The organism is Rhodococcus cercidiphylli (genome assembly GCF_033042225.1).
Taxonomy (GTDB): domain Bacteria; phylum Actinomycetota; class Actinomycetes; order Mycobacteriales; family Mycobacteriaceae; genus Rhodococcoides.
This window is the reverse complement of sequence record NZ_JAWLKE010000013.1, coordinates 106,390-125,397: the sequence shown is the minus strand read 5'-3', so window position 1 is coordinate 125,397 and position 19,008 is coordinate 106,390. Positions and strand designations below refer to the sequence as shown.

Below are 19,008 nucleotides of genomic sequence, written 5' to 3'. Positions count from 1 at the left end.
CCTCAAACGCGCCATCGCCCGCGAAATATTCGGCCTACTGAAGCCCACACCCAGCCCTTGACAGACATAGGAGCATCGTTCGGTGGCCTTTTCGGTAGTCAATGTCACGTTGAGTGGACTTTCTCGGGTCCCGAATTGGTGCACAGTTGAGGTGCATCTAGTATCTATGTTGTGTCCGAGATGAAATCTGCCGCCGATACGGCGTATGTGACGGTCAAGGAGCTCATAGTCTCGGGAGAACTTCCCGGCGGTGAGCTCGTCAGCGAGGGTGAGATCGCCACCCGGCTCGAGATCAGTCGCACACCCGTACGTGAAGCGTTTCTGCGTCTGCAGGTCGAGGGGTGGATGCGGCTGTACCCCAAGCGCGGGGCACTGGTGGTGCCGATCGCGGTGGGTGAGGCCGAGAGCGTCGTCGACGCGCGTCGACTCGTCGAGGCAGGCAGCGTCCGAGCATTCATCGACGACGCGTCAGCCCGCGAATCCGTGGTGTCCGCGCTGCGAGAGAACCTGCAGCTGCAGCAGCAGCTGGCCGTGGACGGTACCGCCGCGCAGTTCAGCGCCGTCGACGCCGACTTCCATCGCACCGTCGTCCATGCGGGCGGCAACCCATTGCTCGACGCGTTCTACGACGGACTGCGCGAGCGTCAACGCCGAATGACCGCAGCCTCGGTGACGCGTGACCCAGGCCAGATCTCCCGCATCGTCGACGACCATCGCCGGCTGGCCGACCTGATCGAGGCGGGAGATGCAGACGGATTCGAGCGGGCAGTCGAACAACACATGCTCGGGGTGCACGGCCTACGACCGGACAGAGGGGGAGCACGATGAGCGAGACGATCACGAACGATCGGGACATCGAGACGACTGCGCGACGTTGGCTGCTGGTGGCGTCGGGCATGTTCGCTGTCGCGTGGGGCGGCAACGAGTTCACGCCGCTGTTGGTGATGTATCGACTCGACCACGGGTTTTCGGCCGTGGTGGTCGATACGTTCCTGTTCGCCTACGTTCTGGGCATCATTCCGGCGATGCTGATCTGCGGACCGCTGTCCGACCGACTCGGTCGACGCCCGATCATGTTGCCCGCTACGGCAATTGCCGCGGCCGGGTCCATTCTGATCGCACTCGGACCGGACAATGCGTACCTGCTCTTCGGTGGTCGCGTGCTCAGCGGTATCGCGCTCGGAATCGGTATGGCCGTGGGCGGCAGCTGGGTCAAGGAACTCTCGAGCCGCGACGCCACCGCCAAACCCGGTGCCGGAGCGCGCCGTGCGGCGATGTCGCTGACCGCGGGCTTCGCCCTCGGTGCCGGAGTGGCCGGTGTGCTCGCGCAATGGGCACCCTGGCCGACGCACCTCGCCTACAGCGTGCACGTGCTGATCTGCATCGTCGCCGGTATCGGCATGCTGTCGGTTCCCGAAACTCGAACTGCCACAGCGGTATCCAAGAACAAAAAGCTGCTCGACGACCTACGGATTCCGTCCGCATCGCATCGACGGTTCCTGTTCGTGGTGCTCCCGTTGGCCCCGTGGGTGTTCGGTGCCGCGAGCGTCGCCTACGCGGTGCTGCCGTCACTGATGGCCGACGCTCTGGCCGACGAGCCCGGCGGCGGCTATCCCGTCGCCCTGTCTGCCGCGATGGCGGTGATCGCACTCGGTTCCGGCTTCGCGATTCAGGCCGTGGGGCGTCGAATCGACACTCCCGCCAGTGCGCGAGGCGCTCTGGTTGCGCTGACACTGCTGGTTGTCGGCATGGCTGTCGCGGCGTGGGCGGCGTCGGTGCTGACCATTGCCGCAGCCCTGATCGCGGCCGCAGTGCTGGGGTGTGGCTACGGCATGGCGCTGGTCTCGGGTTTGCAAGAGGTGCAACGCATTGCGGGCCCCGATGATCTCGCCGGCCTCACCGCGGTGTTCTATTCGCTGACCTACCTGGGCTTCGCGGTGCCCGCCCTGCTGTCGGCATTGACCGAGACATGGCCCGGCGTGGTCACGTATCCGATCATCTTCGGATTCGGCGCGGTGATGGCGGCACTGTGTGGCCTGGTGGTGCGGTCGAAAACGTCTGCACACTTGCCGAGCGCGTAGGGGCGGTTCGGCCCTAGGATCAGCGGCATCATGCTGCAGTCCTCGCGCACGGTCCCGCCGCATCGGGTGCCTCCGACGGTGGCGATCGCGGGTGCCACAGTATGGAACCGGCGTGAGGCGTACTGGTTTCTCGTCGCGGTGATCGTGCCGGCTGCGTGGTGGTCGAGGCATCCCGCTCTGGTGCCCTACGTCTTCGCGATCGTGCTGCTGGGTGCAGTGGTATTTCGCAGCCGACGGAATGCCTGGTGGGTGTCGATGCTGCGCTGGGGACTGATCGCCGACGTCGAGACCGTGGACACGGCACTGCGCGGTGACCGCAATCTTCGGCTCGCGCACGCCACCGGCTGGAACGTCCAACGGCGTTGGTACACAGGGATTGTCACCGAATCAACGGTGCGGTATCGGGCCGGGGAAGCGCGCGGTCACCTGTTCGTTCGGGGTCTGCCGTTCACCACCGGCGTGGTGCTCGCGCACTCGAAAAATCCTGGATCGGCCATGGCCATCAGCGACTTCCCCTGCGATCTGCAACTGGACGGCAGGGGACGCTGGGCGGCGTCGTTCCCGCCGGGCTTCTGGCGACAAGCACTGGCAACGGCGGCGCTGTACGGCTTCGCCGTGGCTGGGCTGATCATCTCGCTCGGGTAGCGATGAGGTGAACAGTCAGGTTTGCACCCCAAGGGGTTGACGGCCCCGCCGCCATTTCAATACTTTGGTTAAGGAAATGAGGTGCTGAAACCGAAGGGGAATGATGACCAAGCGCAACGCATCACGCATCGCTACCGGAATCTTCGTCGCCGCAGCAGGACTCGGCTCCATTGTGGGGGCAGCAGTTCCTACGCAAGCACAGACCGTGGATTCGCCCGCCCTCGGAGTCGCCAAAACCAGTGACAGTGACTTCTCTGTGGCGTTGGTCGGCTACGACGTCGCAGTGGCAGACGACGGAACAGCCACGGCAAAAAATATCGAGACAGGTGCGACGGAGTCGCTGCCTACGCGGGCCACCGCCGCAGATGGCAGTCAGGTCGAGGTTCAGTACGCCGTTTCGGGCTCCGCCCTCCGAGTGCACGCGGTCGCGGTGCCCAGCGACGGTGAGGTCACCACGCTGAGTATCGGAAATTGTCTGGCGGGGATCGGGGGAGGTGCGGTGTCCGGGGGCACCGCGGCCGGGCTCGCAGGAGCCGGTGTGGGGACCGTGACGCTCCCGGTCGTGGGTACTGTCGGAGGCGGCTTGGTCGGCGCAATCGGCGGAGCTGTTGGCGGTGGCCTGACCGGTGGAGCAACGTTCTGCTGAGGGAGCGAGCATGAAGTACAACTACTCCGGACCCTGGCCGATTTTCGCCGTGCTGGGCGTCATCGTGTGTTGGGTGCTGTTTCAGGTCGTGGCACTCGATGCGAGTGTCGGCCGTGCGATCGCGTCGCCGATCAATCTTTTCGCGTTGATGTCGGCGGGCTTCTTGACCATCGGCTACGCGCAGAAACGGCGTCGGCGGGTCTGACCGGCGGGTCGGCTCCCCAGACCTGGATTCAGGCCTCCGATTGCAGGCTGGTATCCGAAACTGGGGAGCCGATTGCCCGCGGGACCTACGGCAGCGACGGAAGTTGCTTGTCCACCAACCATGCGTCCCACAGATTTCGGGGGCAACCGAAGCGGGAGGCGAGGTCGGTGAAGTCCGCGGTTGCGACCGTCGAGTAGCGGTACTTGGAGGTCCATTCCTGGATCAGTCCGAAGAATCGCTCGTCGCCGATGGTGCGCCGCACTGCATGCAGTGCCAGTGCGCCGCGTTTGTAGACACGGTCGTCGAAGATGCGCTCGGGCCCCGGGTCGGTGAGTTGCAGGTCCATCGCCAGACCGCGCTGAATGGTGTGCGCCCGCTTGGCCTTGTCGTGAGCCGTTGCGCCGCCGGAGTTCTCGGCCCAGATCCACTCCGAGTAGCACGCGAATCCCTCGTGCAGCCAGATGTCGGCCCACTTGCCGAGGGTGAGCGAATTGCCGAACCACTGGTGCGCCAGCTCGTGCGCCACCAGGCGCTCGTAGTACCGGGAACCGGAACAGTGATTGGCACCGAAGATCGATAGGCCCTGCGCCTCGATCGGAATCTCGAGATCGTCGTCGGTCACCACCACGGTGTACGACGCGAAAGGGTAAGGGCCATAAAGCCGTACGAACGTATCCATCATCTGCGGTTGACGACCGAAGTCGTGATCGAACTGCGCTCGCAGGCGCGGCGGAGTGATCGCCTTCATCGGTACCGGCCCCGGGCTGACGATGCGATGCTCGTACGGACCGATCTGGATGGTGGCGAGGTAGCTGGCCATCGGCTCGGGCTGCTCGTACACCCACGTGGTGCGGCTGGCGCGAGTCTGCTTGCGCACCAACGTTCCGTTGGCCACCGCGTAGTACGGGGAATCGGTGGTGATGGTGATGCCGTAGCTGGCCTTGGACACCGGATGGTCGTCGCACGGAAACCACGACGCAGCGCCGTTGGGTTGGCTGGCGACGAGCGAGCCCTCGGTGAGCTCCTCCCAGCCGACCTCACCCCACAAACCGTTGATGGGCTTGGGGGTTCCGCCGTACGCCACCGTCACCACCAGTGCCGCACCCGACGCGATGGGCTTGGCGGGCGTGATCTTCAGCTTGCCGCGCTGGTGGCTGAACTTCACCGAACGCGATCCGTTGACCGACACCTTCGACACGTTCATCGCCGGACCGAGATCGAGCGCGAACTTCGACACCGTCGCCGTGGTGACCGCGGTGATCTTCGCCTTACCCGCCAGCCGGTTGCTCTCGACCTTGTACTCGAGATCGAGTTCGTAGCGCGAGACGCGATAGCCGCGGTTGCCGTTCTGCGGAAGATACGTATCGATCGGATTGTCACTGGAGTCGACGTCGAACACCGGTGCCACGAGCCTGTCCGGCACGGTAGATCACCCCTCGTTTCGGTCGTCGCGAATACGCGGAAAGGGATCACCCTTGGCCCACGGCGCGATCGGATTGCCCTGCCAGCGAGTATGCGCGGGAACCGTATCGCCGCGCATCACCAGAGAGGCAGGCCCCACCGTCGCTCCATCACCTATACCCGATGCAGGCAGCGCGACACAGTGTGGTCCCAGTGTTGCGCCTCTGCCGAGATCGACCGTGTCCATGGACATGATCCGATCATGGAACAGGTGCGTCTGCACAACGCACCCTCGGTTGACCGTCGCACCGTCGGCCAACGTCACCAGATCGGCCTCGGGAAGCCAGTACGTCTCACACCAGACGCCACGGCCGATATCCGCACCGAGCCACCGCAGCCACATGTTCAGCACCGCGGTGCCCTCGGCGGCGCGCGCGAACCACGGCGCGGCAACGGTCTCGACGAACGTGTCTGCCACCTCGTTGCGCCACACGAACGAACTCCACAGCGGATGATCGGTCTTGCCGATCCGGCCCACCCACAACCACTTCGCCAACGCCGACACCGCAGCAGCCACGAAACCGGCGACGAGCAGGACGACGCCGCTGAGCAACGCAGCCAACCAGTACCCGATGGAGTCGGCGATGGCGGTGAGCGTGAACAGCACTCCGAGCCCGATGCCGAACGTCACGACGACGGGAATCAACCGGCACGTCTCGACGAACGACCGGGCGACCTTGAGCTTGCGGGGCGGATCGAACGTGCGCGACGAATCCGCACTACCGGCGGCCCGACGCAGCCGCACCGGCGGACTGCCGAGCCACGACGAGCCGGACTTCGCCTTGTCCGGAGTCGCGGACAGCACCGCGACCAGGCCGTTCTTCGGGACGGTTCGCCCGGGCCCGGTCATACCGGAGTTGCCGAGGAACGCCCGCTTGCCGACCTTGGCGTCGCCCAGATGCATCCAGCCGCCGCCGAGTTCGTAGCTGGCGACCATCGTGTCGTCGGCGAGAAACGCGCCGTCGGCGACGGTGGTGAACTTGGGGATCATCAGCACCGTCGACGCCTCGACGTCCTTGCCGATCTTCGCGCCGAGGAGCCTCAGCCAATGCGGAGTCAGCAGTGACGCGTAGAGCGGGAACAGGAAGGTGCGCGCGGAGTCCATCAATCGTTCGGTGGCCCAGACCTGCCAGCCGATGCGGCTACGGACCGGGTGGTAGCCGCCGACGAGACCGATGCTGAGCAACCGCACCGCGACGACGGTGATCAACGCGAACACCGCCAACGACACCATCGTCGCGACGGGCAACATCACCAGACCACGTTCGAAGGCGTCGAACACGGAGTCCGCGGTGTGAATCCACCAGCCCATCAGCACCAGGCTGACGCCGATCGAGAACAGTGCCATGCCGGACAGGAACAGCGACGCGACGCCGTACGCGAACACCCATTTCGTCGCGCGCGGTGGCGTTTCCGCGGGCCACGGATGATCGGCCTTGCCGACCTTCTGAGCCGGCGAACCGGACCACATCTGACCGGCCTTCACCCGTCCGACGACGGCGGAGCCTGCGGTGACGACGGCGTTCTTGCCGACCTTGGTGCCGGGCAACAGCGTCGACCGTGCGCCGACGGTGGCACCGGCACCGATCTCGACGCCGCCGATGTAGACGAGATCTCCGTCGATCCAATGTCCGGACAGATCCACCTCGGGCTCGATGGAACAGCCGTCGCCCAGCTCGAGCATTCCGGTGACCGGCGGCATCGTGTGCAGGTCGACACCCTTGCCGATCTTGGCACCCAGAGCGCGCGCGTAGTAGACCATCCACGGTGCGCCCGAAAGGTTCGACGCACCACTGGCATCGGTCAATCTCGTTGCTGCCCACAGCCTGATGTGCATGCTCCCGCCGCGTCGATACGCGCCGGGTTTCAAGCCCGCCAGCAGGATGCGAGAGCCGATCACCGAGATCGCCATCCGGCCGACCGGAGTGATGAACAGGACGAACGCCACGAGCACCCACCACCACGACAGCGTCGGGGCCCAGGGCACGTCGCCGAACCAGGACATGACGTTGAACAGCAGTCCGAGCCAAGTGACCCACTGCAATCCGGTCAGCGTGGTCAACGGAACCGTTGCCGCGATCTGCGCCCACTGCGCGGTACGCGACGTCGGGGCCACGTCACGAGGAACGGCCTCGACGACAGGCTTCAGATCGTCGAGATACTGCGCCAGTGAACCCAGCCGTGGGTGGTCGTAGAGCTGTGCGACGGTGATCTCGGGGAACCGTTCGCGCAACGCCGTCACCAACTGAGCGGCCGACAGCGAACCGCCGCCGTTGGCGAAGAAATCGGCGTTCTCGTCGGAAACCTGCGCGCCGAGGATGTTGGTCCACAATTCGGCCACCCACCCCGCCGTGCCGCCGAGCGCAGACGCGCCCGCCATACCGGGCAGGGGCCACGGCAGCGCGTTGCGGTCGACCTTGCCCGAAGTGCGCGTTGGCATCTCGTCCACCAGCGCAAGCCTGGGCACCAATGCCGCGGGCAACTGCTCGGCGAGCAATTCGCGTGCGGCTTCGAGATCGAAATCTGGATTGGTGCTGGCGAGGTATCCGACCAGCACCGAGTTACCGGCAGCGGTCTTGCGGATGGCGGCCGCCGCACCGCCGACTCCCGGAAGTGCTTGCAGCGCATTGTCTATCTCGCCGAGCTCGATGCGTCGACCGCCGAGCTTGACCTGATCGTCGGCGCGACCCTGGAACAAGAGCCCTTCGAGCTCGAGCTTGACCAGATCGCCGCTGCGGTACGCCCGATCCCACCCCAGAGAGGGCATGGGCGCGTACTTCTCGGCGTCCTTGGCCGGATCGAGATACCGAGCGAGTCCGACGCCGCCGATGACCAACTCACCGACTTCGCCGACCTGTACCGGGGTGCCCGACGCATCGACTACTGCCAGGTCCCATCCGTCCAACGGCAATCCGATGCGGACGGGCCCCTTCCCGTCCATGATCGCCGCGCACGCGACGACCGTTGCCTCGGTGGGGCCGTACGTGTTCCAGACCTCGCGGCCCTCGACGGCGAGCCGCTCGGCCAGTTCCGGCGGGCACGCCTCGCCGCCGAAGATGAGCAACCGCACCGCTTCCAGAGCCACCGCGGGCCACAGCGACGCGAGGGTGGGCACCGTCGAGACGACACTGATGTCGCGGGAGACGAGCCACGGGCCCAGATCGAAACCGGACCGCACCAGCGACCTGGGTGCCGGAACCAGACACGCACCGTGCCGCCACGCCAGCCACATCTCCTCGCACGACGCGTCGAACGCCACCGACAGACCGGCCAGCACTCGATCACCTGGGCCGAGTGGATCCTTCTGCAAGAACATGCGGGCCTCGGCGTCGACGAACGCCGCCGCATTGCGGTGACTGACCGCCACACCCTTGGGCGTGCCCGTCGAACCCGAGGTGAAGATGACCCACGCGTCGTCCTCGGGAGTCGGCGGCAGTGGGTCGGTCTCGGAAAGGCCGTCTTGTTTGGGAGCAGTACCGGCGGCGATGCCGCCCGCCGTGACGATGGCCGTCACCTTCGCCTCACCGAAGACCAACTCGGCCCGCTCCTCGGGATCGTCCGCGTCCACCGGAACGTACGCGGCACCGACCGCGAGGATGGACAGGATCGCGACATAAAGGGAGAAGGAACCCGACGGCATGCGGATGCCGACGCGATCGCCGCGCCTGACGCCGGCATCGGCGAGCCACTGCGCGCCCTCGGCGATGTCGTCCAACAACTCGGAGTAGCTGACCGAGACAGCACCGTCGTCGATGGCGGGGGCGTCGGGAAAACGATGAGCGGTATCACGGAGAACGTCGATGAGCGTCCGGGCAGGAGGGGCGAGCGACGAGCGAAGAAACGCCGCCGGTGCAGGCGCGGTGTCCGCGCTCGAACCCGGCAGATCGTTCTCTTGATGCACAGACAACCGGGCGTCCTTCTCGTTCGTTGGCAAGTGACTCTGTGGTGCTGGGACTCTGTGCCGCTGGGGAGCAGCGCCGTTGGTTATCTCACGTTCTGTTTGCCAGCAGGTGAACGAGCGCTCCTTCCCACCGCGGGAATCCTACTGCTGCCCACGCGTGAGTTCCGGCTTGACAAAACCGCAGCGGGTTTGCCAGTGTCTTCTCCACGGTCACGAGTACCAGCGTCAAGCCCCGGCTCGCTGGTCGGCAACCCTCCTCCGCGGTGGGGTGCTCCGGGTGACGACCAGGCTGATGCCGGAAAACCGGCGCGGCAAGCGCGGACTCGTTCACCACATCCTTCGGTTGCGGGTCCCTCGAACGTGAGGGCTTGATCTGTCATGACATCTGTACTTTCCCGCCCCTGTGCTCCTTTTGCCCCTGTTTCGGGCACGGATCTGCAGGTACCCCTGGTGCAGGGCGGCACCTGCACCTACGCCAATTTCGACTACGCTGCCAGCGCACCGGCTTTGACGGCGGTGACCGATCGGATCGCGGAACTGCTGCCGTTCTACTCCAGTGTTCATCGCGGTGCCGGCTACGCCTCACGGGTCTGCACGGCAGCGTACGAGAAGGCGCGGGTGACCGTCGCCGATTTCATTGGTGCGCAGTCGGATTCGGTGGTGGTGTTCACCCGGAACACCACCGATTCGCTGAACCTGTTGGCCGCATGCGTGCCGGGTGAGACCGTGGTGCTCGACATCGAACACCACGCGAACCTGCTTCCGTGGCGTGACCGACGAGTGGTGGTGGCTGCGTCGACCCTGGCCGAGACCATCGACCGCCTCGACGCCGAACTCGCCGCGAAACCTGCTGCTCTGCTTGCGATCACGGGCGCATCGAACGTCACCGGTGAAGTTCTGCCGGTCGCTGAACTCGCGGCACTGGCGCATCGGCACGGCGCACGCATCGCGGTGGACGGTGCCCAGCTGGTTCCGCATCGGCGGGTCGACATCGCCGCACTCGGGGTGGACTACCTCGCCTTCTCCGGGCACAAGCTCTACGCCCCGTTCGGCGCGGGAGTGCTTGTGGGCAGGCGTGATTGGCTCGACCTCGGTGAGCCACACCTGGCCGGCGGTGGCGCGGTACGTAGCGTGCGCATCGACCACACCGATTGGGCTCCGGCACCGCAGCGGCACGAGGCTGGCACCCCCAACGTGCTCGGGGTTGCCGCATTGGCTGCGGCCTGCGAGGCCATTGCCGGATTCGACGATGCCGAGCTGCAGGCGCACGAGCGCGAACTGTCGTCCCGCCTGCGCGACGGGCTGGCCGCACTGGACGGCGTCGAGCAGCTCGAGGTGTGGGCCGACGCGACCGACAGCGTCGGCATCGTCACCTTCACCGTCGCCGGACGCGACCCCGGTGAGGTCGCCGCGTACCTCTCCGCCGAACACGGAATCGGCGTGCGGGACGGGAAGTTCTGCGCGCACCCACTGCTGAGCAGGCTGGGGCATGCGGCCGGAGCGGTTCGGGCCAGCATCGGCCTCGGCAGCTCGTTCGCCGATGTGGACCGACTCGTCGACGCACTCGCCGCCCTGGTCGAATCGGGACCGAACTGGGACTACGCAGAGGATGCCGGCTGGTGGAACCCCGTACCCGACCCGCGACCCTTCCCCGAGGTGGCCGATGGCGCCGCCGGGGTTGGATCCCCGTGCACCCCCGCAGACAGTTAGCATGGCGTCATGACCGTGAGTGTCGTATGGGCGGGCAACCGCCACTGGTGCAACAGATATGTGGATCTGTGCCGCACTGCGTCCGGGTCGTGTTCGAGTTCGGCTCCGCTCCGACCGAATGCCACCGACTGAAGAATCAGGACCACCACTCATGTCGCACAACTTCACCCGCGTCGCCGTCGAATTCTCTGCGGGTTGGACCGAACTGACCGCCGCTCCCGAGACGGATGTAGTCCGAATCCAGGCCTCCGACCTGCGGGAATCCCAGCAGCAACGCGCGCGGCTCCGCGCCGAGGCAGTCGACCGCGGCGAATCTGCCGACAGCACAGCAGTGTTTCTCGACCTCGAGATCCACATCGCGGCCGATGCCCGGACGGCCCGTCGGGAATTTGCCACACTGGATGCGCCGAGCAGTCCGTCGTCGATCCGCTACGTCGGAACACCGGCGGGACTGGCCAGTTTGATCTCCGACGTCACCGCGGCCGATGTGGCCGACGGCGTGACATTGACAGTGCTCGGCGACGTCGCTCGCCAGTCGGTTCTCATCAACAACGGAGTACTGCCGCTGCTGGAATCCCGCGGGACCCGACTCGACATCGACGTCGTCGACGCGGTCCTCGGCGCACCGATCGCCCCGACTCTCGCGTCCTGAGGATTCGCGTCCTCGGGACGTGCGCGTGGGTCAGGTGACGTCGATCGCCAGACCCGCAGTGATGCGCACCAACTCGGTGAACGTGGACCTGAAGATCGTATTGGTGTGGCCGGCGGCCGCCCACACCTCGGAGTAGCCGGCCAGATCCTGGTCGACGAACGTGTCGAGGTTGGTGGGGTGGCCGACCGGGGCGATCCCACCTATCGGCTGGCCGGTGGCATGCTTGGCCGTGTCCAGAGGCGCACGCGTCAACACGCCGCCGAGACGCTCGCCGGTGTGCTCGAGATGAACGTTGTGGGCACCGGAGACGAGCAGCAGCACCGGCTCGTCGCCCAGTAGAAACACCATCGACTTCACGATCGCGCCCACGTCGACGCCCAGTGCCGCAGCGGCATCGGCGGCAGTGTGCGTGCCCTCCGGACTGCTGACCACCACCCCGTGATGACCACGTGAAATCAGCGTGTCGGCAACATGGGCTGCATTCGGATGAAGTAGCCGGGACATACCCCAACCCTATTGCCCCGCGACCGTTTACGCAGATGCGTCCAGATCACCGAACAGTCTCAATCGCGCCATGCCGCCGTCCGGGAAGATGTCCATCCGAACCTCCGAGACCGGGGTCTCGTGGTCGAGTAGGAAGCGATGGCGGGTGTCGGGCTGCAACGTCGTTCGCGGCAACAGCTCGATCCACTCGCCCTCACCGAGCCGTCCGCGCAGTGACGCCGCGCCAGGGGCGTTGCCGAGGAAGCAGGTGGTGTCGAGCTCGGCGAGTCGAACGAGCCCGCTGCCTGCCAGCTGTACCTGAACCCAGTCGTTCGCGTCGTTGCGTCGCCGCGAGGTCTCCCAACCCTCACCCATCGACCGCGGCGGGCCGGGGAACAGGAGATTGTTGGGGGAGCTGTAGAACATGTTGGAACACGCCGAGACGTAGGCACCGTTCTCGAGCGCAGCGAGGTCGACCGGCCCGGCCGCAAGGAACTCGGGATCGGGCTTGCCGCGGCCCAGTACCCGCAACCGCGCCACTCCGCCGTCCGGGTAGATCGACAGTTTCACGTGCGTCCACCGCGCGTCGGAGGCGACGGCGAACCTGTTCTCACTGTCGCCGTCGACCGGGCTGCGCGCGACGATGGTGGTCCACTCGGTCTGCGTGCGCAGCTCGTCCGGGGACGGGAAGCCCTGCACCTCGGCGGCCTCGACCGAAATCTCCGGCGGATAGTTTCCGGTGAACCACGAGGTGTCGACGACGATTGCCGAGACGACACCCGGTGCGCCGAGACGCACGATGGCCTCGTCGTAGCCTGCCTCGCGTCGCCGACGCGTCTCCCACCCGTCGTAGATCTGACCCTTGTGCCCGAACGTCGCGGTCGAATAGTCGGCCTTGCCGGGACTGACGAGATTCTCCTTCTCCGCGAACGTCTCGTCGTTCGCCCACACGACTGCGCCTCCGAGAGTGCGGACAGCGAGATCGGGCAGAGGCAGCGGGAAGGTGGAGGTCATGGGATCACACTTTACTGGTCTCGCGTGAGCTCATCGGGTTGTGTGCAGACCGACGCCGCAGAGCTGCCGCGACCATCAGTAGCGCGCCGATCACGATGTAGAGCGTCAGGCCGAGTGCGGGTTGCCCCAGTCCGGTGCCGGAGAAGTACACGATGCTGCGTACGCCCTCGGTGCCGATGCCAGGGGTGATCCACCGACCGATCGAGGCGTAGAGCGACGGCAGTACATCGGCCCCGAAAGCGCCTCCTGCACTGGGGTTTCCGAGGATGACGAACAGCACGATGGCGGCGGGCACCGCCGCGACACCGATCAGGGCGCGCAGGCCCATGGTGAACAGTCCGGTGGCGAAGACGACCCCGGTTCCCAGCAGGGTCAGCGGAAACCAATGGCCGGCAAAGGTTTCCAGTACATGGGTGGTGAGGAATGCTCCGAGAGCGCCGGAAGCGAGGGAGTACGCCGCGAGAATGCCGACATGCATCCAGGTTTCGCGGCGCGAGGTCGGTGCCCCGATCAGCAATCCGAATGCGGCAGCCAGAAGGTAGCCGCCGACGACCCAGCCGACCGAGAGATAGAAACCGGACAGCCCTCGGTTGTCGTGCACACCGACCGGGATCTCGTCGCGGACCACGAACTGGCGGCCCTGGGCGGCGTCGACCTCGGTGAAGATCGATTCCAGCGCGGTGGCTTCGGAGCTCCCTGCTGCGCTCGCGGTGATCAGTGTGTCCGTTCCGTTCGCGCCGACGACATAGGCCCCGATGATGTCCCTGTCGCGGAGCAACGAACGGACCTCGGCGGTATCGGCCGCGGTGCGTGCCTCGAGTGGGGCACCGTCGATGGCGTTCAGGCGATCGGTCGTCTGCTGGTCCAGCCCCTCGGGGAGGCCGGCTTCGGTCACCACCGCGATGGGGATCGTATGCGGAGTCGGCTGATGAAACGCCGAGACGTAGCTGAGGATGAAGCCGAGCTGAAGTATCAGCACCGCGGCGGCGAGCAGTGACATCTTGCGCATGGGTGACTCCTGAATCTTGTCGATACCCGAGGTATTCAATACTCTAGGTATCGTGAATGCCGACGAGCAAGAAAAGTGGGGGTCGACACAGTCGCAGCGACGACCGCAGCGTGCCGACGTTCGAGACCGACTGCTCGCCGCCGCAGCGGACGAGTTCACCGAAAACGGCTATGCCGCAGCCAAACTCACCGACATTGCGGACCGCGCCGGCTTCACCAAGGGAGCCGTCTACTCCAATTTCGAGTCCAAGCAAGCGCTGTTCGCCGAGCTGCTGGCCAGGCGGTCCCTCGACCTCGCGGCCCGCGTACTGGCTCACATTTCCGATCTGGACCCCGGCGCGGCAGCCGGAGCGGGCGGCGGAGAGATCGCGTCGTGGGTGGTCGCCGAACCCCGCTGGCCGCTGCTGACCGTCGAATTCGGGATTCTCGCCGGACGCGACCCGGCCGTCGCGGAGCGCTATCGCACCGACCGTCGAGCACTGCGGCGCGAGCTCGAACGCCTCATCGCCGAGCGAGCGGACGACTGGGGAGTCGGCGAGAAGTTCGATGCCCGACGCCTCGCGACGTCACTGGCGGCCTTGATCTCCGGATTGGCCGTCGAACATTCGGTGGATCCGGAGGAAATCGACGAGGGAGCGATCGCCGACGCGGTCTCCGAACTGTTCGCGGGAGCGATAGCTAGGGCACATCTCGATTGAGGGACACGGCACCGGGTAACCGGGAGAGATGAATGCTCAGAATCCCGATCCCGACGTCACCGCAGGACTCGAAGCGGGTGGCAGCGTCACGCCAGGAGACACCCCGCCCGCCGAAACGGGAGTCGGCGGCCCCAATCACGAACCTCCGCAGCGCAGCCGTGTCATGCCGATCCTCATCATCGGTGTGGTGGCCTTGCTGGCGATCCTGATAGCCGGTGGACTGATCGGTCGCGTCGTCGGTCTGTTCGGCTGATCCCGGGTCGGCGGCCCGTCCGTACTCGGCGAACAGTCAGTACTGCGGCCAGCCGCCCTCGGGCCCGAGCAGGCGATCCAATCGGATGTGGTTGATCTTCGCCAGCTCGTCGCGCATGATCTTGCGTTCGGTCCGATCGTCGTTGTCGAGTCGATGGCCCAGATCCACCAGGATGTCGCGCGGCTCGAAGCCCTCGGGCTCGAACAACCCGCTCCAGATGTACGGATAGCCGAACCGCTCGCAGTACGCGCGCGCCGCGGTCACCAGAGCGCCTCGCGTATCCGCGTCCATGGCTGCGCACACCTTGCTCGGCTCGGGACGCGTCGCGGCCAACATGTCCATGTCGCCGTCCGACAGCTCCGCCAGTTCCGCGTCGGCTGCCGAGAACAGCTCTGCCCGCGAGCGATACCTGCGGCCGTCCGCCACCCTGGACGCCCACGCCACCGAGCAACAACACTCGTACAACGCATGCACCGCCTTGCGGCGCGGCAGATCGTTGAACGTCTCCAGGCCGAGTCCCTGATGCATCAGCATGGATAGATGGTGAGCCTCATTCGGCGTATGCACCAGAGCTGAGCAGGGACTTAGCGCAGACGTTACGCGCCGTAACATGCGGTGCGGGGATGGGCGACTCTGCCGCTAGGCTCGCAGGCATGACGGAACGAACCTGGAAAGCCTTCTCCGTGGAGATCGCCGACCACATCGCGCAAGTGACCCTCCTCGGACCGGGCAAGGGCAATGCCATGGGCCCGGACTTCTGGAGCGAGAGCCCCGAGCTGTTCGCTCAGCTCGACGCCGATCCCGAGGTTCGTGCAGTCGTGCTCGCGGGCTCGGGCAAGAACTTCACCTACGGACTCGACCTCGCCGCGATGGCAGGAACCTTCGGTCCGCTCATGGCGGACAAGGCACTGGCCGGTCCCCGAACGACGTTCCACGACACCATCAAGACGATGCAGAAGGCCATCAACGCCGTGGCGGACTGCCGCAAGCCCGTCGTCGCGGCCGTGCAGGGCTGGTGCATCGGCGGTGGCGTCGACCTCATCACCGCCGCGGACGTGCGCTACGCCAGTGCCGACGCGAAGTTCAGCGTGCGCGAGGTGCGGGTCGCGATCGTCGCGGACATGGGGTCGTTGGCTCGACTGCCCGCGATCATCGGCGATGGGCACATGCGTGAGCTGGCACTGACGGGCAAGGACATCGACGCCGCGCGCGCCGAGAAGATCGGCCTGGTCAACGACGTGTTCGAGGACCACGACGCCGCCATCGCCGCTGCTCGCGAATGCGCCGCCGCCATCGCCGCCAATCCGCCCCTGGTGGTGCAGGGCATCAAGACCGTGCTGGATCATTCTCGATCCTCCGGTGTCGATGATTCCCTGCGCTACGTCGCGGCCTGGAACGCCGCCTTCCTCGCCTCGCACGACCTCACCGAGGCGATCACCTCGGTGTTCGAGAAGCGACCGGCGCAGTTCACCGGTAACTGACGTGGTCGAGTTCGCCGAGGAGCTGGGCACGCAGCTGGTTCGGCTGCAACGCCTGCGTGAGCGCAACATCGCTGCGATCTCGTCCTCGGGCGGTGTCGACGGTGCCGCGTACGTATGCTTGTTCCGGCTCCTGCGCGACGGACCGATGCGGTCGAGTGAACTCGCCGCCATGGTGAATTCCGATCCGTCGACGGTGAGCAGGCAGGTGGCTCAGCTGGTCGAACGGGGGCACGTCGAGCGGCTGCCCGACAAACGTGACGGTCGAGCGTTCGTGCTCGCGGTGACCGCGTCGGGTCAGGAAGCGGCGGCAGCGATCCAGCAACGACGAACCGACAATCTCGGACGGGTGATCGAGGGGTGGACACGGCAGGACCGAGAATCGCTCGTGACGTTGCTCGATCGATTCTTGACCGATTACGAAACCATCAGGCCGGACCTGCCCGACCGCCGCGCAGGTAGCGTCTGATCGGCGGGCGATCCACGATCGGGGCGATCGAGGCAGTGCGCAGTCGCTCGTAGAGCAAGCGCGGACGGAGGGGATGCTGTGCCGATCGGTCGTGACAAGCCGTCGCTCGCGTCCGATGCCGGGACCCGTCGGAACTCGGTACGACTCGAACGCCGGGTGGCGCGAGGAATCGCCGTGCTGGTGCCCTCGTTCGGTCTCATCGGGGCGATAGCGATGCTGTCCTCGGACGGTCCTGTTGGACCGACGGCTGTTGTCGTGTGCCTGGTGGTCTTGCTGTCGACTCTCCCGGTAGGGGCATGGTGGTGGCTGCGCTCGGCGGACGCCTCCCACATGCCGGGATGGTTCGTCGTGTACGCCGACGTGGGCGTGTCGACGATGCTGCTGACCTTCGACGACCGTGATCTCGCGCTGTACGGCGCTGCCCTGTTCGCCGTGATCGGGACCTACATCGCGTACTTCTCGCGGCGAACGGTGCTCAAGTTCCACACGGCATTCGTCAACGCGGTCATTCTGCTACTCGCAGTGCTCGCCCTGGTCGAGCGGCCGGAGGATCCGGCGTCGATCCTCGCCCGCACCCTCGTGACGGTTCTGGTGGTCAACTCGGTACTCGCGTTCCGCGCAGTGATCCAGCGCCAGCTCGATCTCGCCAACACGGACTCGCTGACCGGACTGCTCAACAGACGCGGCCTGGAATTGCGGCTCCAACGCATGATGAACTCGCTGGACGAGCACCGTTCCGTCGCACTCATGGTGGTCGATCTGGACCAGTTCAAGCGAGTCAACGACACCTACGGTCATGCGGTGGGGGACCGAGTGTTGCGCCGGACGGCCCGCAGGCTGACCGCGGTCACGGGCACGAGGCCGTGCGTGGCACGCACCGGCGGTGAGGAGTTCACCATCGCGCTACCGGTCGACGATGCCGCCGCGCACCGGATCGCCCACGAGATCCTCGAGTCGATTCACGACCCAGCCGACGACGTGCCGGTGACGGTCAGTGTCGGGGTGGCCCTGCTCGACGGCAGCCGATGGTTCACCGCCAGCGAGTCCGGTGACAGTGCCGGTCTGGTCCACAACGTGCTGCTCGACGCCGACACGGCGATGTACGAGTCCAAGCACGCGGGCGGAAACAGAGCAACGGTGTACGCCGGCGAATGATCCGCCGGCGTACACCGTTCGTCGTTCGGGGAAGAACGTGTTCCGTGCGTCAGCGCAAGGCGCTCTTGGGGTCGTTCCACAGCTGATCGGTGAAGTCCTCCAACGCGACGAGAACGATGGTGTCCTCGGTACGGCGCAGGATCGACTTGCTGGCGCGCACCTGCACGATATCGCCGGTCTTGTCGGTCATCCGCCACAGAGAATCCGCGCGGGTAGCCACCGTCGTGAGGAACATGTCAGCGACGTTGACACCCTCCGGAGCCCGGTCGGGGAAGATGTCGTGCAGGTGGAAGTCCTCCCGCTCGGTGCGGTCGAGACCGAACAGATCGTCGAAGGCCTCGTTCGCGAACACGATGGCACCGGTGGGGTCGACCGCGAGGATCGGCACCGGGATCCGGTCGAGGACGACCGTCACCGGCAGATCGGGAAACTGAGTCGGATCCGAAATCGGTCGCGAATCGAGATTGCGCCGATCACCGTTGGAAGTGCTGTCGGTCATACGTCTCCCCAAACTATGTTTCGTCGGCCCACGGCCGAGACGAGGTGTGTGGTGCCGAAACGATCAGTGACCCGGATTGTCCGCCAAGCGCTTGAATGATGCAGCGATTTCGGCCTCTGCCTCTGCGCGCCCCACCCAGTCTGCCCCGGTGACGTGCTTGTTGGGTTCGAGATCCTTGTAATGGACGAAGAAATGCTTGATCGCATCGAGCTCGAACGTCGAGACGTCGCTCAGGTCCTGGATGTGATCCCAGCGGGTGTCACCGGCCGGAACACACAGCACCTTGTCGTCGCCGCCGGCCTCGTCGACCATCTTGAACATCGCCACGGGGCGGGCCTCGACGATGACGCCGGGGAACACCGACTCGGGCAGCAGCACCAGTGCGTCGAGCGGGTCGCCGTCCTCGCCGAGCGTGTTCTCGATGAAGCCGTAATCGGCTGGATACGCCATCGCGGTGTAGAGGTAGCGATCGAGGCGAACACGTCCGGTGACGTGGTCTACCTCGTATTTGTTGCGCTGCCCCTTGGGGATCTCGATGGTGACGTCGAACGGCACGTGCAGTCCTCACTGTCGTCGTCGAGCCGGAACGGCTCGAGTCGTTGGGAATGTGTCGATGGTGGCGGCGCAAGGCTACCGGACCCGAGGATACT

20 protein-coding genes and 1 riboswitch are annotated in these 19,008 nt (G+C 65.9%); of the genes, 12 read left to right on the top strand and 8 right to left on the bottom strand.

What is annotated here, in order from left to right; translation table 11 throughout:
- Positions 1-180: 180 nt before the first annotated feature.
- The 5 genes from R3P95_RS25205 to R3P95_RS25185 all read left to right on the top strand — a co-directional run bounded on the left by R3P95_RS25205 (position 181) and on the right by R3P95_RS25185 (position 3,577).
- Positions 181-828 carry a GntR family transcriptional regulator gene (locus R3P95_RS25205; protein ID WP_317549836.1) on the top strand — a complete coding sequence of 216 codons (648 nt, stop codon included), beginning with the start codon at positions 181-183 and terminating at the stop codon, positions 826-828.
- A complete protein-coding gene (locus R3P95_RS25200) occupies positions 825-2,081 on the top strand; it encodes an MFS transporter (RefSeq protein WP_317549832.1) in 1,257 nt (418 codons plus the stop codon). Before R3P95_RS25205 ends, R3P95_RS25200 begins: the two co-directional genes overlap by 4 nt.
- A gap of 30 nt (positions 2,082-2,111) precedes the next feature.
- A complete protein-coding gene (locus tag R3P95_RS25195; RefSeq protein WP_317549831.1) occupies positions 2,112-2,726 on the top strand; it encodes a hypothetical protein in 615 nt (204 codons plus the stop codon).
- 103 nt (positions 2,727-2,829) lie between these two features.
- Positions 2,830-3,372, top strand: coding sequence for a hypothetical protein (locus tag R3P95_RS25190; protein ID WP_317549830.1), 543 nt, complete (start codon positions 2,830-2,832; stop codon positions 3,370-3,372).
- Positions 3,373-3,382: 10 nt separating this feature from the next.
- A complete protein-coding gene (locus R3P95_RS25185; protein WP_094640899.1) occupies positions 3,383-3,577 on the top strand; it encodes a hypothetical protein in 195 nt (64 codons plus the stop codon).
- Positions 3,578-3,662: 85 nt separating this feature from the next.
- Here the strand turns inward: R3P95_RS25185 and R3P95_RS25180 are convergent, their stop codons facing one another.
- Together R3P95_RS25180 and R3P95_RS25175 are read right to left on the bottom strand one after the other, a co-directional pair.
- Entirely contained in the window at positions 3,663-5,000 is a 1,338-nt protein-coding gene (locus R3P95_RS25180) for a M1 family metallopeptidase (RefSeq protein WP_149406444.1), read from the bottom strand.
- A gap of 6 nt (positions 5,001-5,006) precedes the next feature.
- A complete protein-coding gene (locus tag R3P95_RS25175; protein WP_317549835.1) occupies positions 5,007-8,939 on the bottom strand; it encodes a Pls/PosA family non-ribosomal peptide synthetase in 3,933 nt (1,310 codons plus the stop codon).
- A gap of 208 nt (positions 8,940-9,147) precedes the next feature.
- A riboswitch (SAM riboswitch) is annotated at positions 9,148-9,263 on the top strand.
- A gap of 54 nt (positions 9,264-9,317) precedes the next feature.
- Between R3P95_RS25175 and R3P95_RS25170 the strand changes: the two genes are divergently transcribed.
- Complete coding sequence (locus R3P95_RS25170) at positions 9,318-10,649, top strand: aminotransferase class V-fold PLP-dependent enzyme (protein ID WP_317549829.1); 1,332 nt, start codon at positions 9,318-9,320, stop codon at positions 10,647-10,649.
- A gap of 151 nt (positions 10,650-10,800) precedes the next feature.
- On the top strand, positions 10,801-11,301 hold the full coding sequence (locus R3P95_RS25165; RefSeq protein WP_317549828.1) for a hypothetical protein: 501 nt from the start codon (positions 10,801-10,803) through the stop codon (positions 11,299-11,301).
- 30 nt (positions 11,302-11,331) lie between these two features.
- Here R3P95_RS25165 and R3P95_RS25160 read toward each other — a convergent pair whose 3' ends face one another.
- The 3 genes from R3P95_RS25160 to R3P95_RS25150 are packed head-to-tail and all read right to left on the bottom strand — an operon-like array spanning position 11,332 to position 13,807.
- Positions 11,332-11,805, bottom strand: coding sequence for a YbaK/EbsC family protein (locus R3P95_RS25160; RefSeq protein ID WP_068053615.1), 474 nt, complete (start codon positions 11,803-11,805; stop codon positions 11,332-11,334).
- A gap of 27 nt (positions 11,806-11,832) precedes the next feature.
- A complete protein-coding gene (alc, locus tag R3P95_RS25155; protein ID WP_317549827.1) occupies positions 11,833-12,798 on the bottom strand; it encodes an allantoicase in 966 nt (321 codons plus the stop codon).
- Positions 12,799-12,802: 4 nt separating this feature from the next.
- Complete coding sequence (locus R3P95_RS25150; protein WP_149406448.1) at positions 12,803-13,807, bottom strand: ABC transporter permease; 1,005 nt, start codon at positions 13,805-13,807, stop codon at positions 12,803-12,805.
- Positions 13,808-13,859: 52 nt separating this feature from the next.
- On the opposite strand from R3P95_RS25150, the gene R3P95_RS25145 reads away from it, so the two are divergent.
- Both R3P95_RS25145 and R3P95_RS25140 read left to right on the top strand, forming a co-directional pair.
- Complete coding sequence (locus R3P95_RS25145) at positions 13,860-14,504, top strand: TetR/AcrR family transcriptional regulator (RefSeq protein ID WP_317549826.1); 645 nt, start codon at positions 13,860-13,862, stop codon at positions 14,502-14,504.
- A gap of 28 nt (positions 14,505-14,532) precedes the next feature.
- Positions 14,533-14,757, top strand: a complete 225-nt coding sequence (locus tag R3P95_RS25140; protein WP_068283967.1) for a DUF6480 family protein — start codon at positions 14,533-14,535, stop codon at positions 14,755-14,757.
- Between the two features lie 36 nt (positions 14,758-14,793).
- Here the strand turns inward: R3P95_RS25140 and R3P95_RS25135 are convergent, their stop codons facing one another.
- Positions 14,794-15,291, bottom strand: a complete 498-nt coding sequence (locus R3P95_RS25135) for a 2-oxo-4-hydroxy-4-carboxy-5-ureidoimidazoline decarboxylase (protein WP_149406449.1) — start codon at positions 15,289-15,291, stop codon at positions 14,794-14,796.
- Between the two features lie 119 nt (positions 15,292-15,410).
- On the opposite strand from R3P95_RS25135, the gene R3P95_RS25130 reads away from it, so the two are divergent.
- The 3 genes from R3P95_RS25130 to R3P95_RS25120 all read left to right on the top strand — a co-directional run bounded on the left by R3P95_RS25130 (position 15,411) and on the right by R3P95_RS25120 (position 17,859).
- Positions 15,411-16,238, top strand: a complete 828-nt coding sequence (locus tag R3P95_RS25130; protein WP_149406450.1) for a crotonase/enoyl-CoA hydratase family protein — start codon at positions 15,411-15,413, stop codon at positions 16,236-16,238.
- Position 16,239: 1 nt separating this feature from the next.
- Positions 16,240-16,704: a MarR family winged helix-turn-helix transcriptional regulator gene (locus tag R3P95_RS25125; RefSeq protein ID WP_068053636.1), complete on the top strand. Its 465-nt coding sequence runs from the start codon at positions 16,240-16,242 to the stop codon at positions 16,702-16,704.
- Positions 16,705-16,782: 78 nt separating this feature from the next.
- On the top strand, positions 16,783-17,859 hold the full coding sequence (locus R3P95_RS25120; RefSeq protein ID WP_149406451.1) for a GGDEF domain-containing protein: 1,077 nt from the start codon (positions 16,783-16,785) through the stop codon (positions 17,857-17,859).
- A 49-nt stretch (positions 17,860-17,908) separates the two neighbouring features.
- On the opposite strand, the gene R3P95_RS25115 is transcribed toward R3P95_RS25120, so the two are convergent.
- Entirely contained in the window at positions 17,909-18,358 is a 450-nt protein-coding gene (locus R3P95_RS25115) for a PAS domain-containing protein (protein WP_032395173.1), read from the bottom strand.
- 63 nt (positions 18,359-18,421) lie between these two features.
- The gene (locus R3P95_RS25110) at positions 18,422-18,913 is read right to left on the bottom strand and encodes an inorganic diphosphatase (RefSeq protein ID WP_068053642.1); all 492 of its coding nucleotides are present in this window, start codon (positions 18,911-18,913) and stop codon (positions 18,422-18,424) included.
- Positions 18,914-19,008: the final 95 nt, after the last annotated feature.

What these genes read in the sequence shown, in the direction of transcription:
- R3P95_RS25195 (WP_317549831.1), top strand. Translation starts at nt 2,112, where the DNA reads ATGCTGCAGTCCTCGCGCACGGTCCCGCCGCATCGGGTGCCTCCGACG.
- R3P95_RS25115 (WP_032395173.1), bottom strand. Translation starts at nt 18,358, where the DNA reads ATGACCGACAGCACTTCCAACGGTGATCGGCGCAATCTCGATTCGCGA.
- alc (WP_317549827.1), bottom strand. Translation starts at nt 12,798, where the DNA reads ATGACCTCCACCTTCCCGCTGCCTCTGCCCGATCTCGCTGTCCGCACT.
- R3P95_RS25165 (WP_317549828.1), top strand. Translation starts at nt 10,801, where the DNA reads ATGTCGCACAACTTCACCCGCGTCGCCGTCGAATTCTCTGCGGGTTGG.
- R3P95_RS25205 (WP_317549836.1), top strand. Translation starts at nt 181, where the DNA reads ATGAAATCTGCCGCCGATACGGCGTATGTGACGGTCAAGGAGCTCATA.
- R3P95_RS25150 (WP_149406448.1), bottom strand. Translation starts at nt 13,807, where the DNA reads ATGCGCAAGATGTCACTGCTCGCCGCCGCGGTGCTGATACTTCAGCTC.
- R3P95_RS25135 (WP_149406449.1), bottom strand. Translation starts at nt 15,291, where the DNA reads ATGCTGATGCATCAGGGACTCGGCCTGGAGACGTTCAACGATCTGCCG.
- R3P95_RS25130 (WP_149406450.1), top strand. Translation starts at nt 15,411, where the DNA reads ATGACGGAACGAACCTGGAAAGCCTTCTCCGTGGAGATCGCCGACCAC.
- R3P95_RS25160 (WP_068053615.1), bottom strand. Translation starts at nt 11,805, where the DNA reads ATGTCCCGGCTACTTCATCCGAATGCAGCCCATGTTGCCGACACGCTG.
- R3P95_RS25185 (WP_094640899.1), top strand. Translation starts at nt 3,383, where the DNA reads ATGAAGTACAACTACTCCGGACCCTGGCCGATTTTCGCCGTGCTGGGC.
- R3P95_RS25140 (WP_068283967.1), top strand. Translation starts at nt 14,533, where the DNA reads ATGAATGCTCAGAATCCCGATCCCGACGTCACCGCAGGACTCGAAGCG.
- R3P95_RS25200 (WP_317549832.1), top strand. Translation starts at nt 825, where the DNA reads ATGAGCGAGACGATCACGAACGATCGGGACATCGAGACGACTGCGCGA.
- R3P95_RS25190 (WP_317549830.1), top strand. Translation starts at nt 2,830, where the DNA reads ATGACCAAGCGCAACGCATCACGCATCGCTACCGGAATCTTCGTCGCC.
- R3P95_RS25170 (WP_317549829.1), top strand. Translation starts at nt 9,318, where the DNA reads ATGACATCTGTACTTTCCCGCCCCTGTGCTCCTTTTGCCCCTGTTTCG.